Source organism: Nostoc sp. FACHB-133, assembly GCF_014698055.1.
Classification (GTDB): domain Bacteria; phylum Cyanobacteriota; class Cyanobacteriia; order Cyanobacteriales; family Nostocaceae; genus Nostoc.
In genome coordinates, this window is sequence record NZ_JACJSH010000076.1 from 14,062 (window position 1) to 27,793 (window position 13,732).

The following is a 13,732-nucleotide window of genomic DNA, read 5'->3' on the forward strand; positions in this document are numbered from 1 at the left end:
GCAGTTTATTAAATGCCAGCTTAAAATCTTTGCCAGCGCTTTTTATACACATAATTATCGCTCAATCGCTTGGGTAAAAATAGCGCAGAACTACCCAATTTCTACCCATCTTACCTGGGTATTGGCATCACCGTGCCAAAACGGGAAAATTGTACGCTAAGGCTGAAACTTATATCAGATAAGCATTTCAGCGATATTTATTTTCTTTAACCCGCAAAGGACGCAACTGGTCAAAACTGGTCGCCTGTTTCAAATTCCAGACATAATCACCAGTGAGATTGATATGCTCCCAACCCAACGGTGACAAATGTTGCAAATATTCTTCGGGAATATCCATTCCCTGTTGTTTCAAATAGTCCACAGCTTTTTCTAAGTACACTGTATTCCACAGAACAATAGCAGCAATGACCAAATTCAACCCACTAGCCCGATAAAACTGGTCTTCATAAGAGCGATCGCGAATCTCACCCAGACGATTAAAAAACACCGCCCTTTTCAGAGTATGTTTGGCCTCACCCTTGTTTAGACCCGCTGTAGCCCGTCGCCGCAGTTCTGGACTTTGCAACCAGGAGAGGGTAAACAAAGTTCGCTCAATCCTTCCCAATTCCCGCAAAGCTAAAGCTAAACGATTCTGCCGAGGATAAGAAGCTAATTTCCTTAACATCAAAGAAGCAGTCACCGTCCCAGTCCGAATTGAACTAGCAAGGCGGAGAATCTCATCCCAAGACTCCTGAATCAATTTCACATTAATCTTGTCACCTAGCAGGGGTGCTAAAACCGAATCAGGAGAACTAGGTTCAAAAGTATACAATTTCTTATCGGGTAAATCTCGCATTCGGGGAGCAAACCTAAATCCCAGCAAATGGCACATTGCAAACACATGCTCCGTATAACCGCTTGTATCTGTATAATGCTCCTGAATCTGTAAATCACTTTCGTGATACAACAAACCATCCAAAACGTGTGTTGCATCCCTAATCGTGGCGTTAATTACCTTAACGTGAAATGGAGCATACTGGTCGGAAATATGCGTGTAAAAAATTACGCTTCTATCCTTACCATACTTGGCATTGATCTCTTCATTAAAACTGCGATGTCCGCCTGCTTTAAACCGTTGACCGTCAGAAGAAGATGTTGTGCCATCACCCCAATAAGCAGCAAATGGTATCTGTGCGTGAAAATTCACCACCTCAGCTAAAGCCTTGGAATAAGTTTCATCCCGAATATACCAATCCGCCACCCAAGCTAAACGCTCAAAGGACATTCCTTGAGTTGCGTCAGCCATCCGCGTTAAACCTAAATTAATACCATCAGCAAGCAAGGCACTTAACAAAACAACTTTATCGGATACTTGTTCTCCTGAATGTAAATGCGTAAAATGCTTAGTGAATTGTGTCCAAGAATCAACTTCTACCAACAAATCGGTCAACTTAACTCTTGGCAGTAAACTATGAACTTTTCTGCTGAATTCATCAACCTCCTTTGGGACAGTATTGGTGAGAGGAGTGATAATTAATAGCTCATTTTCTATCCTGACATCAACCAGCTTATTCTCTACAATCATTGAAGAAACAAGCGCTAATTGCTCCGTCAATTCGATTGAGCGTTGTTCAATATAGGTAGTAAAATCCGTTGTTACTGCCACAGGTATAGTGTTAGAAGAACGCATTGACTGCCATGAGGTATTTGGTAACAAATAATCCTCAAAATCTTGGAACTGCTTCGAGCCTGCTACCCAAATATCCCCAGAACGCAAACCACTACGTAACTCAGCTAAAGCACACATTTCATAGTAGTGACGGTCAATAGTATCGCCCTTAATTACGTGTTTTGACCAACGAGGTTTAACGAAACTAGTGTCCGCAGATTCCGGCACTTTTCGACCACCTGATATATTTAATTCTTTAATGACCTCCAAAGCTTTTATCACTGCTAAACTGGCAGATGTAGCTTTAAATTCAAAGGTATCCAACAATTTAGGCGTATACCGTCGTAACTGTGAATAACGGTTATCAAGCAGTTCAAGATAATCAAAATCTACGGGTCTGGCTAGCTTTTCCGCTTCGGCAACACTACTAATAAATTTCTCCCAATCCAATACAGATTCAATCGCTTGATAGGCATCATTTGACTCATCTCTAGCTGCAATTAATGCCTTGCCCACTTGAGCATACAATCGGACTTTTTCATTAATTGCTTTGCCATCGCGTTGAAACTTATCGCCGTGCTGATGCTCACTCTTGTTAAACAATTTACCCATCATTTTATCGTGCATTCCAATGGCATAATCGACCAATGAAGCACTCCATTCAATGAGAAAAGCAACTAAAATAGCATAGCGTCTCAATTCATCCAACCTAGATAGGTGAGCAGGTGTAGACTTCGCACCAGTTCGAGTAAATTGCAGCAGACGATTTTGGTGTACTCGTTTCAAGCATCCAGAGTCGAGATTGAGATGGCGAATAAACTCCAGTCGTTCCACCACCTTTAAAAAGTTTCTTGGATTAGCCTGACCTGGTGGTTGACGTAGCCAAATTAAATCAGTCAGTTTTTTATCAGGCTCTACAATTAATAATTTATCTAGCGCTGTCTTTTGTAATGTTGTCAAACTTTTGGTCAACTCAAGACATACTAATTTTTGAGCGCGATGTCTGACCTCCCAGGCTAAACGTTCTACCGTAGAAATAGCTGGAATAATAATTTGGCGCAAGCGCATCTCATCAATCAACGCTCCCACAAGCGCCATCCCTTTATCTGACGATATTGCAAAAGGTAATAACCATTTTGAGAATTGCTTGTATGTAGATATATTAAAAGTATGAAATCCGAAATTGTTTTGAATTTCTGCCAGATGTTCGCGTCGAGTTGTATCCCTTTGGGAATATTCGGTGATGATTATCGGGTCAAGTTTTAATTGAGATGCAATATAAAACAGTACAGATTCCGGTACTATTTCTCCTAAACTCCAAACACGACCGGGGAAGCGTAGGTAAGACAACTGTACGGCGAAACCAAGACGATTGTGCGGTCTACGACGCTCTTTGATAACTTTGAGTTCGTCATTACTAAAAGTATAGTAGCGAGCTATATCTCTTGTCGTGATAGAATCGGGGATTTCAGTAAATTGAAGTCGTTGTGTCGGAGATAAAAGTTCACGCGTTGCCAATTAGATACCTGGATATTCAGTTTTTAAGAAGTAGTTTGATTTTGTTTATAATTCGCGCCACAGTAAGGGCAGAATTTAAATTTCAATGACATAATTGGTTCATTGCAACTAACACAGCGATTCCGTAAAGCTGTACCACAAGCAAAGCAATACTTCGACCGTAAGTCTGTCCACATTTGGTCAGGGGTAGTTCCTGGAGTCCAACATTTAGGACAAAATTTTAGCGTAGTTATTGTTTCTGGGGAGACTTTCTTCGCCGCCGCATCTAGGTATTCCGGTGGTATTCCCAACGCAGCAGCTAGACCGCTTTTAGCCTTTTGATTGAGTTTCGAGGTTTGTCCACCCTCAATTTTGCGGATGGTCTGGATATGTATTCCCGCTTTGAAACTCAACTCTTTTTGGGTTAAAGAAAGCTGACCTCGCAATCTCTGGACGTAATTAGCAAGCCCTTCCTCTCCCAATGGTCGCGTTGAATGTTCTGTTACAATCATCAAAATATATCTGAAAATATATTTGTTAATGATAAGTTAATATCTAAACCTTTATTCAAATAAATTGTAAAAAGCTCTTCTAAAGTAATGATGACTTTAGCAGCTTTAGGCACCAAGTTTTTAGAACGTCCAGGACTAGCCAAAAGTACTCTGCGTTCATATCAGTCTACGATTATCCCCTTGCTCAAGGAGTACGGTCGATGGTCAATAGAAATCATCGACAGACAAGTTTTGATGGAATATCTCAATCATTTAACTGATGTTTCCTATACGACCCACCACCGTCATCAAGCTGTAATCACGGCTTTGTTCAGTTTTGCTGTTGATATGGGATATCTCAAATCCAATCCGGTTGCGGGTATCACAAGACGCAAACCTAGTCGAGAACAAGGAGAACACGCTACTGATGAGGTTGTGCGTTACCTTACTCCATACCAATTAAGTATCCTGTATGGTGTCATCAAAAAAGATATTCGTTTGTCTGCATTGGTGCGTTTGTTGCATACCAGTGGGGCTAGGATTGCTGAGGTACTGGCTCTAAATTTAGATGACATAGACCTCAAAGCCCGGAAGTTTCAGGTTGTTGGCAAAGGCAACAAGCAACGGTGGTGTTTTTACAGTGAAGTAGCACTCAAGAGTCTAAATAACTACATTGAATATTATAGACATCCTAAGCATCCAGCACTGTTTACTGCTCAACAGCCAAAAACTTTAGAAGTATCTCGCCTTTCTTACCGTATGGCGCATAAATCTTGGACTAAGTTCATTGGAAATAGTCCTGAACTCCAAGAAATTCGTATTCACGACCTACGGCACACTTTTGCTACAGAGCGAGTGGGATTAATGGGGATTGAAGAACTCAGGGCGCTCATGGGACATGAAAGCATTCAGACAACATTACGGTATCAGAAAGTAACGTCACAACGTGCAGAAGTTGTGGCACAATTGGCGTTAAAAAACCTACCAAATTTTTCTGAATAATTTCAGCATATAACTCACTAAGTGTGATAATAAAAAAATACTTTTGTAAAAACGTACCATGTTGGTGCAGAGAATACATACTACTCTGCACCAACAAAATAAGGATAATCAACCACTCAGACAAAGCATGGATTTATACAATGAGAATTACTGAGATTTATGTTAGGAATAATTGTTTAGTATTTTGTACCGATGATGGATGTAAATCAATTTATCATTTATCAAATATTGTTGTAGATACAGGCTTATCAATAGATTCGCTCTCTCCCGAAAACCTACCAGAATCAAGAGTAGAAAAAATTATTGAAGCTGAAGGTGAACAAATAGCAATAATTGAAATCAAAGGCCCAGTTGGTAGATTAGAAAATGCGGAGAATTGCCTTAAGGCTAATTATAATGATGCTACTCACAGTTGCTCATATTGCTTTTCCGGGCAAATAAACAATATTTTAAATCAACTTTTTAGTTAACTTTATGAGTTGAAAAGGGAATATGTCCAAACGAAAAATTCAGCGTACAAGCAATGAAGGTTGTTGGCAGTTTTTAGATTGTGAGATACTCACTGGTATTCCTGCTGATAAATGCCCTAATGCTGAATCTTGTAAAAATAACGCGCTAGAAAGCCAAAATAGATGGTGCTTTCTTCCTTACCAAAGGTGGCTCCCAAAATACGACCAATTATACAAAATACCCACATTAGAAGTTGATTGCTGGGTAGCTCCTGAAGCAAGAGAAGCTGGTTATAGTCCCCCAGTCAGTCTTTTCTATGCTTATGAAGATTCATTTTTAGGGATTGGGGAGGATAAACAGGGCAAAAGGATTTGTGATCCTCCCCCAGAAGCAAAAGAATTAGGGTTTGCGATGGCAAGATACTTGCCATACAAATTTTTAAAAGGTGTCTTGACCGTAGAAATTATCAACGATCATCGAATATTAAGAGATATGGGATGGGGAGAAGCTGTAGAGATGCCCTATCGCTTGCACCATGACATGGATACTGGTAAAAAATTTATCAAGGTGCAATTTGACATAAACCACACAAAAAATCAAGAAGCGATCACTGCTGGCTGGCATCCAGGGTATAGTCTTTGCAAAATATGAAAGGACGAAATGGAGAATTATGACTCAGCATACTGAATCAGTAGTAACCAATCGGTTAAATACCATCTCCTACCACCTTACTTGTTTTGGTGAGAACCTCAGCAAGATTGATCAAGCTATTGATTTACTAGAAGATTTAAAAGAGGAATTAGACGAGGCAGGTAATTTAAATCACATGAATGATTATGTTTCTGGTTCCCTTTCAAGGCTAAAATCATTAAAAATAGATTTATCTCATGACATATCAATGATTAAAAAACAATTATCTTTGTTTGTTAATTTTGAATAGGAAAATGTCTAATTACAGTGAGTATATAAAATTTATAAGTTCTGCCCCTGTTGGGAAAAATTATGATGCAGCAGAGTTAGTAAATCGCCTAAAACCTTTGTATGCTGGGGGCTGGAATTCCAAAAAGATAGCTGAAAAAGCAGGAATATCTTCTATAGCATCTGTCCATAAAGCATCTCAAGGGCAAATATTGACTAAAAACGAATTTATTGATGGCCAATGGATCAAAATCGTAGATGAGGAAAATATATCTAAGCTAGTGAACTTTTTAAAATGGGTAAAAGAAGATTAAAACCCGGCGATCGAGTTACTTTTGAATCGCACGATGAGCAATGTAAGTCGTGGCTTAGTTTTATGTCAAATAGCAACAATTAGCAAGCAAAGATAAATGAATAATAGACTGTCTAAATCTCATAGCAAGGGAATAAAAATAAAAAATGAATATCAAGAATGAAAATTATGCTGGTTTTCAAACTTGGTCAAAGCAAGTTGCATCTTGGCGATGTATTCCTCCGATAGTTTCGATTGACATTGAGCGAGAACGTAGTTGCGTGTGGTTTAATGTAGGTGGCGAAAATCGTCCTCTTGTTAGGTACGAAATTTTTTCCAATATGGGTGGTTGGCAAAGTGGTTATGAGGCTAATGCTGCTGCTAATCCATCGGCTTTTTCATTAGAAGAAGCCAAATATTTATACAACCAACTTATTACTGGCAAGATGAATAATGAAGTCAAGTCAATTTTGACTATTGTTGCAATTGCTAAGTCTAAAAATACTAATATTAGTATTTCTGAGAATCTTATAGCCTGAAAGTCATTCATAGCAGTACTTTCAGCCTATCTTACCTCTGCTGAAAGCTTCGCTGTCTCTACGCCAAATTACACCTATCTCGGTTCCATCTCACTTACGGGTGTTATTGAAAAATGGGTGGCTAAGATGCTTATGGGGGAAGGCTTTTAGCCTTAGCGTACAATTTTCCCGTTTTGGCACGGTGACGCCCTTTTCAAGTGCGATCGCCCGGTCTATGAAATTGCTAATACACTCTTGATAAGAACGTAGCCAAATAGTTGTTGTACGTAACATTTAGGTTGTTAGGTATAAAGCACTATCACTATTACAAGAAATACTGTGAATTTCTGTGATGAGATCCAAAATTTCAATTTAAGTGCGAAATCGCTAAGAGGCTCAAACGCTTACTCCATAATCAATTTCACCTTATGCGCGAATTAGAGAGGCTGAAAACCCTGTAAATTCGTTCTCAAAATTTCACTTTATGCGCGAACCCACAAACTTATGGTTACAGTGACACGGTTCGCAGACAAAGTGAAAATTGTCGCAGACTATGTGAAAATATTCGCGGACTAATTGAAAATTATGTTTCTGAAACCCTAAGTTTTTCGTGATAAACTGCGATCGCTAGTTACAGAATTATTGCTCCAAAGCCTTGTACTGTAAAGAGTTGCACTTTTTTCTCCTCATTTTGCGGAAAATTTCAAATAGTCTGCGAATTTGGTAGGAAATTTTCAAATAGTCTGCGACAAATTTTCACTTTGTCTGCGACAAAACAAGCCAGAACCCTGATTACTCCGTTAAGATTTTTTCAATTAGTCTGCGAACCGACATCGCGGAGGGTGCATGTTGGCAACGGAATATAAACTATTGCGCTGCCGATGAATTTTGCTTGTCTTTGGTATCGCCTTTGATGCGTAATCCAAGCGATAACCATTTACAGGGTACTAACTTCCAGTTATAGTTAGCCGTAACTTATTATAAGCACAATGCAACTATAGCTTTGACTTGGTGTAAAGATAGTTTACAAAAGTTGCTCAGGCGGTTGCCTTAGTCTATGGGAATAAAAAAGTTTAACAATTTCTGTTAAGTGCTTTATTCCGCTCCAAGCATCCGTCCATAAATCGCTTGAAAGAGCCTCTACGCCGTACCCACGCTACGTTATTACTAGAGCGATCGCCACTGGCTCATGACGGTTACGCCATCGCTCTTAAGCTCTTCAAAGATTTCTGATCTTATTTCCCGGTAACTCTATTATTATCCAGTTATCAGTAATGAGGAGCATATTTTCCAGTGCTGTAGAGTTTTTTGTTCTTGACTAATAAATTTCGTCTTCTTCATCTACCCAATCTTCAGCCCAGAGAAGTTCATTGTAAACCTTAGTAGCTTGAGATATTTTTAGGTTGTGAGCTGCTGTCACACAATTTCTTGGTTGCCAGCCAATGAGGGCGTATCTCCCATGTAAATATCTGACAGCATTTTTGCAGTCATTAATTACTGGAATATCCTCAAAGATGTATTTTCGCAATTGGACTCCTAAACGAATTGCCTCCATTTCATAATTGTGAAAGTAGTGTTCTTCAGCATCAGGTGTAGAAATCAGTAATCCTCTTACCCAGGCATGATTTTTATAGATAGCCTTCGCTACAACTAAATTGACTTGTTTTGGTGTCCATTGGCTCCGAAGTAAAAAGTTATTTATTGCTGATTCATCATCTAAATCTATATCTACATTAGATTCTGAAAGTATTTCCGAGATATCTATATTTTCTAAGAACAGTTCGTACCACTCTTGAAAAGTTTCGGGACTAAATAGTTTTCTGGCTTCTTCAAATGAAATTTTCTCCCATCCAGCATCTGTAACTATTTCGTTACCAGTAGGAGCAATGAACAGATTTTCTTTTTTTACCATTCAAGGGAAGGGTGGATTGTGATTTTTTCTCTTTCGTTTACCCATTGAATTGCTATAGAGGATGACTCTTATTATCCTGTCTCCATTCTACCTGACAAATTGAGTGTCTCTAGTCCATGAAAAGCGATGCTAATAGAAACCATTACAAAAATAATTTGATTTCGAGGAAATCTAGTTAATATTAATTAGCGGAAGTAAAAATATTTTGTTAGAGTCTTTATGTTTGATTTTCATCGTTTGCGACTGCCATTAAAATATTTAAATATTCTCATTACAGTACTAACTTTTGTTTTAGTTTTCTGGTTCACTCCTGTCGTTTCTCAAGCATTAACTAAAGCTCCAGTTATTTTGGATGGACAACAGCTTTTTAGGATCAGCGATTCTGGTCAGTATAGCGCTCAAGAACGGACAAATTTAATCAACTCACAACTAAAAAATGTGATTTCCACTTCTGAGTCTATTCAAGTTAAAATTGAGAAACGCAACCAGCTACCTACTATTTTATTAAATGACCGCTATCTGTTAACAGTTACACAACAAGATACTTTACCAGGTAGTACACTTGATGAGCAGGCTAACATTTGGGCGCAGCAAATCAAAGAAGCCTTACAGCAAGCTCATTTAGAGCGAACTAGAACTTATCTTCAACAAACAACTTTTATCGCAGCAGTAATTTTACTCATAACTGTGGGATTTAGTTGGCTATTAGGATGGATTAAGCATCAATTTATCCGAGTAGCTTCACTTCGCTTAACAACTAGCAATGCCATACCTAATTCGGAAACACTTAAAGTATTAGAATTATTTTTCAAATTAGTGTTGGCGAGTATGCGTATCGGACTTTGGATGAGTGCGATTCTTTATATCACTAATCTCTTTCCTTTCACTCGTCAATGGAGCTACCAAATTTCAAATATTCTAATTACCAGTTTCACCTCACCTATTCTGACGTTGGGAAAAAATCCTTATTCTCTTACTGAATTAATAGTTTTGGTTGGTTTGTTGTTTGGCTTAGTTATCTTTGCTGGAACGTTAACCAATTTTTTACGTTCTCGAATTCTCTCTTTTACTGTCATCAATCGTGGCGCTCAAGAAGCGATTATAATACTTTTAAAATATGGTCTAATTTTTATTGGCACACTGGTACTGCTACAAATCTGGGGGCTTGACATTAGCTCTTTGACAATTTTAGCAAGTGCTTTAAGCGTTGGAATTGGCTTTGGTTTACAGGATATTGCTAAGAATTTTGGCAGTGGTTTAGTACTAGTATTTGAGCGCCCGATTCAGGTTGGAGATTTTGTGGAAGTTGGGGAATATACAGGTATTGTTGAACGAATCGGTGCCAGAAGTACCGAGATTCGTACCCTTGACCACGTTTCAATTATTGTACCCAACTCTCGCTTCTTGGAAAAAGAAGTAATCAACTGGAGCCATCGCAACCCGATTTCTCGCCTTCATCTTCCCGTTGGCGTTGCCTATAGCTCAGATCCCAAAGCAGTGCAATCTGCTCTGTTAGAGGCTGCTTCTAAGCATCCCAATGTATTGCAGACTCCTTTGCCTCTAGTACTGTTTAAAGAGTTTGGCAACAATACCTTAAATTTTGAGTTATTAGTCTGGACTGCGGAACCTAATAAACAATTTTTGCTCAAAAGTGATTTATACTACATTATTTACGAAGTATTACAGCAACGAGAAATTGAAATTCCTCTTGCTCAGTTAGATTTACATCTGCGTTCTGGTAAGTTGGAATTTACGCCAGAAATGCAGTTAGCTTTAATACAGATGGTTGAACGATTATCAAATCAGGAGTCAGACATAGATTCAACCAATCCAATTGAAAAGGGTACAGAGGGGAATGGCACTAAGAAAAGCTGAAAGGGTTGCCTGGAGTGGGTGTGGGAGATGTGGGGAGTGTGGGGAGTGTGGGGAGTAAGATTTCTTCTCCATCCTCCCTCCCCTCGCACACCTCCCACACTCAAAGGCCTTACAAATTAATGGATTCGCCGTTAACAAGCGTGCCATTCGGTACAGAGGGTATAGATGCCTGAGCGCTGGTAATCATGGGGGTCTACCCACAGAAATCATCAACGCGGATATCCCGCCAGACATCAGAAACCTGCCAGCCGGAATTTCCCACTGATTGTACTGGAGGGTTGTCAAGGAGCGGAATATAGTCAGGAACTCTAGGCTCTGAAATCGCTACTGGTTTCTCCTCAACCTCAACCACAGGGGCTGGAGAATTGACAGTATTAGCTAGAAGTTGTTGGTCTTCTGCTTCTTCAATTAATTTCATCTGTCTCAGGGTGAGCTTGTCGGATTTTTTGATGATCTTCTTAATATCTGTATCATTAGAAGTTTTCATTGGCTGTTCTCTCGAAGGCATTGGCTTAAAATTTGTCTGAGTAAATTTGGGAGAAGTTAGGTATAAATAATTTGCACGGAATTAACAAGGTACACCAAATCGATGGGAAATACGAGTCCCTTGCCGAAGAATTTATTAATTGGACATAAATATCTTTTTCGGGCAGATGCCTAAAAGCGATCGCAGTAGGATCATTGTTTAGAAGTCAAAATTCTTTTGGTTTTTGACATACGTTGACCTGTAACAATGCCATCGCTACGATCCAAAATACGCCTTTAGAAGAAACCATGACGGCACTCGCTGAGGTAGTGCGTTAGGGAAAAGCTCGTTACATCGGCTTTAGCGAATGGAAAAAGTTTTTGCCAAAAAGCTAGGGCTTTTGCTCTATAAGGAGAACCAAGTTCTTAATTTTGGATAAAGTCGAGCTTAGTGGCTATTCATAAAATCATTTATGGAAATGCGATCGCCATACAGCCAATGTTCATACTAGCTAAAATAAATCTTAGAGTAGGCAATAAAAATTAATAAACATCAAAAATGTTTGAGAAAGAAGTCAATGTCAGAGATAGTTTTCACTCAAAACAGCCTGGGGGCGGGAGTGATCCGAATAGTTTTGATTGTAAAGAAACATGGTATCCCATCCATTACCTAGAGGACTTAGACAAATCAAAACCAACGCCTTTTACAGTGCTGGGAAGAAATATTGTAATTTGGTGGGATAGACTTGCCCAATCTTGGAGAAGCTTTGAAGACCAGTGTCCTCATCGTTTAGCACCGTTGTCTGAAGGCAGGATTAGTGACGATGGGCTTTTGGAATGTCCCTATCACGGTTGGGCTTTTTCTGGAGATGGAAATTGTCAAAGGATTCCTCAACAAGTCAAAGGTGGAACAGCAGAGATATCAAAACGAGCTTGCGTGGCATCATTACCAATTATTGAAAAGCAAGGACTACTGTTTGTATACGTTGGGGAATATGAAAATGCTGCCAAAACCGAAGTCCCAATAATTAAACCATTAGAAGAATCTCCCGAAGGATGGGTTGTAATCAATACATTTAGAGATGTACCTTATGATGCATTAACACTATTAGAAAATATACTAGACCCTAGCCACATATCGTTTACACATCATAAAACGGTAGGAAATAGGGCAAATGCAGCACCTTTGGAACTTGAAGTGATTGAATCTGGGAAACATGGATTCAAAGGGATTTGGAAACAAGGTTTGAAACCAGGGCAATCAGGAGAGTTGTCTACAACCTTCGTCGCTCCAAGTTTAATGTGGCATGACATCAACTCCCAGCGTGGTAGAATTCTAACCGTTGTTTATGCTACACCCATACGTAAAGGAGAATGTCGTGTATTTGCACGTTTTCCTTTTAAGTTTCCTAATAAACTTCCAGGTTGGTTTATTAAGCTCAGACCGCGTTGGTATTACCACATTGGACAAAATGGTGTTTTAGAAGATGATCAAATTTTTCTCCACTATCAAGAAAGGTATCTTGAAGCTAAAGGAGGTAGCCCTAACTTTACTAAAGCCTTTTACCTTCCAACCAAAGCAGATAGTTTTGTATTTGAATTGCGTCAGTGGGTAAACCAATATAATGCTGAACCATTTGGCAAAGAGACTTTTTCTCCCCCATTGGCAAAGTCCGTGCTTCTGGAGAGGTATCATTCTCATACGGAAAAATGTGCCAGTTGTAGCTCGGCGCTTTCTATTATTGAGCGATTGAGATTTGGAAGTGGAGTTGCAACAGTACTTACTTTGGCTTGGACTCCAATGCTTTTTTTATTTTTTCAGACAACATCAGTTGTAGTAGTTGTGATTGAAACTCTAGCTCCCTTAATTTTTGCACTAGCATGGCTCGGACTAAGTAAGTTAGTTATTCAGTTTTATGATGGACGAACCTTACCTCCACGAAACCGACCCGAAAAAAACTGAAATCTAATAATAGCAGAAATATATGAGTCACCTAGAGGCGCAGGAAATTAGTACAATTTTTGAATACTGGAGTTTTCATTTTTGAAAAAGCATTTGAGCCAAAGTCTACCTATAGCACCAAGCCGGAAACTGGAGATTACGATCCTAACAGTAGGTTCAAGGGGAGACTTGCAACCATACTGCGCTTTGGCTATTGGCTTGAAACGTGCGGGGCATGAAGTAACGATTGCAACGCATGAGAACTTTGAGCCATTTGTGAGGAAGTTCGATTTAAAGTTTGCGCCAATCGCTGGCAATATGCAAGAGTTTTTGCAATCCAAACAAGGGCAGCGATTGATTGCGGGAGAAAAGTTGAAAAAAGAAGAGGGAGATAAGCTTTTACTTCAACAGTTAGAATCAGCTTGGAGTGCGTGTCAGGGAAGTGAGGTAATTATCTACACGCCGCTAGCTATTTTTGGATATCACATCGCAGAGAAATTAGGCGTACCTTGCTTTTTTGCATCAGTTCTGCCGTTGACTCCTACAGGGATGTTTGGGTTTTTAAAATTTGCTCAAATAACTAAAAACCCGCTAAAGAAATTAATCAACTATGGCAGCTACGGGAGCTATGCGGTTTCGTCAGATCCAGTAAAAAACAAGCGATCACTAAATCATTTTCCCAGTAGTATAAATTTATTTATACTTTTTAAGCAGTATTAACA

The 13,732-nt window shown here is 39.2% G+C and carries 13 protein-coding genes; 9 read left to right on the forward strand and 4 right to left on the reverse strand.

Translation table 11 applies throughout. The features are described 5' to 3' along the window. Positions 1-187 precede the first annotated feature (187 nt). Positions 188-3,166 (reverse strand): Tn3 family transposase, encoded by a 2,979-nt coding sequence (locus H6G86_RS33380; RefSeq protein WP_190937929.1) that lies wholly within the window; start codon positions 3,164-3,166, stop codon positions 188-190. Between the two features lie 23 nt (positions 3,167-3,189). Then, complete coding sequence (locus H6G86_RS33385; RefSeq protein ID WP_190937930.1) at positions 3,190-3,657, reverse strand: double zinc ribbon domain-containing protein; 468 nt, start codon at positions 3,655-3,657, stop codon at positions 3,190-3,192. Positions 3,658-3,744: 87 nt separating this feature from the next. Here H6G86_RS33385 and H6G86_RS33390 point away from each other — a divergent pair, with 87 nt between their 5' ends. From H6G86_RS33390 to H6G86_RS33415, 6 genes are all read left to right on the forward strand, one after another. Next, positions 3,745-4,638: a tyrosine-type recombinase/integrase gene (locus H6G86_RS33390; protein ID WP_190937931.1), complete on the forward strand. Its 894-nt coding sequence runs from the start codon at positions 3,745-3,747 to the stop codon at positions 4,636-4,638. Positions 4,639-4,778: 140 nt separating this feature from the next. Further along, positions 4,779-5,108: a hypothetical protein gene (locus tag H6G86_RS33395; protein WP_190937932.1), complete on the forward strand. Its 330-nt coding sequence runs from the start codon at positions 4,779-4,781 to the stop codon at positions 5,106-5,108. A 22-nt stretch (positions 5,109-5,130) separates the two neighbouring features. Beyond that, entirely contained in the window at positions 5,131-5,739 is a 609-nt protein-coding gene (locus H6G86_RS33400) for a hypothetical protein (RefSeq protein WP_190937933.1), read from the forward strand. 19 nt (positions 5,740-5,758) lie between these two features. Further along, the gene (locus tag H6G86_RS33405; protein WP_190937934.1) at positions 5,759-6,028 is read left to right on the forward strand and encodes a hypothetical protein; all 270 of its coding nucleotides are present in this window, start codon (positions 5,759-5,761) and stop codon (positions 6,026-6,028) included. A gap of 4 nt (positions 6,029-6,032) precedes the next feature. Beyond that, positions 6,033-6,320: a hypothetical protein gene (locus H6G86_RS33410; protein ID WP_190937935.1), complete on the forward strand. Its 288-nt coding sequence runs from the start codon at positions 6,033-6,035 to the stop codon at positions 6,318-6,320. A gap of 145 nt (positions 6,321-6,465) precedes the next feature. Then, entirely contained in the window at positions 6,466-6,837 is a 372-nt protein-coding gene (locus H6G86_RS33415; protein ID WP_190937936.1) for a hypothetical protein, read from the forward strand. Between the two features lie 1,297 nt (positions 6,838-8,134). Here the strand turns inward: H6G86_RS33415 and H6G86_RS33420 are convergent. Beyond that, the gene (locus H6G86_RS33420) at positions 8,135-8,728 is read right to left on the reverse strand and encodes a hypothetical protein (protein ID WP_190937937.1); all 594 of its coding nucleotides are present in this window, start codon (positions 8,726-8,728) and stop codon (positions 8,135-8,137) included. A 219-nt stretch (positions 8,729-8,947) separates the two neighbouring features. Here H6G86_RS33420 and H6G86_RS33425 point away from each other — a divergent pair, with 219 nt between their 5' ends. Further along, positions 8,948-10,603 (forward strand): mechanosensitive ion channel family protein, encoded by a 1,656-nt coding sequence (locus H6G86_RS33425; RefSeq protein WP_190937938.1) that lies wholly within the window; start codon positions 8,948-8,950, stop codon positions 10,601-10,603. 193 nt (positions 10,604-10,796) lie between these two features. Here H6G86_RS33425 and H6G86_RS33430 read toward each other — a convergent pair whose 3' ends face one another. Further along, positions 10,797-11,090, reverse strand: a complete 294-nt coding sequence (locus tag H6G86_RS33430; RefSeq protein WP_190937939.1) for a hypothetical protein — start codon at positions 11,088-11,090, stop codon at positions 10,797-10,799. A gap of 537 nt (positions 11,091-11,627) precedes the next feature. Between H6G86_RS33430 and H6G86_RS33435 the strand changes: the two genes are divergently transcribed. Both H6G86_RS33435 and H6G86_RS33440 read left to right on the forward strand, forming a co-directional pair. Beyond that, complete coding sequence (locus H6G86_RS33435) at positions 11,628-13,031, forward strand: aromatic ring-hydroxylating dioxygenase subunit alpha (protein ID WP_190937940.1); 1,404 nt, start codon at positions 11,628-11,630, stop codon at positions 13,029-13,031. An 81-nt stretch (positions 13,032-13,112) separates the two neighbouring features. After that, positions 13,113-13,730: a glycosyltransferase gene (locus H6G86_RS33440; protein WP_190937941.1), complete on the forward strand. Its 618-nt coding sequence runs from the start codon at positions 13,113-13,115 to the stop codon at positions 13,728-13,730. Positions 13,731-13,732 lie beyond the last annotated feature (2 nt).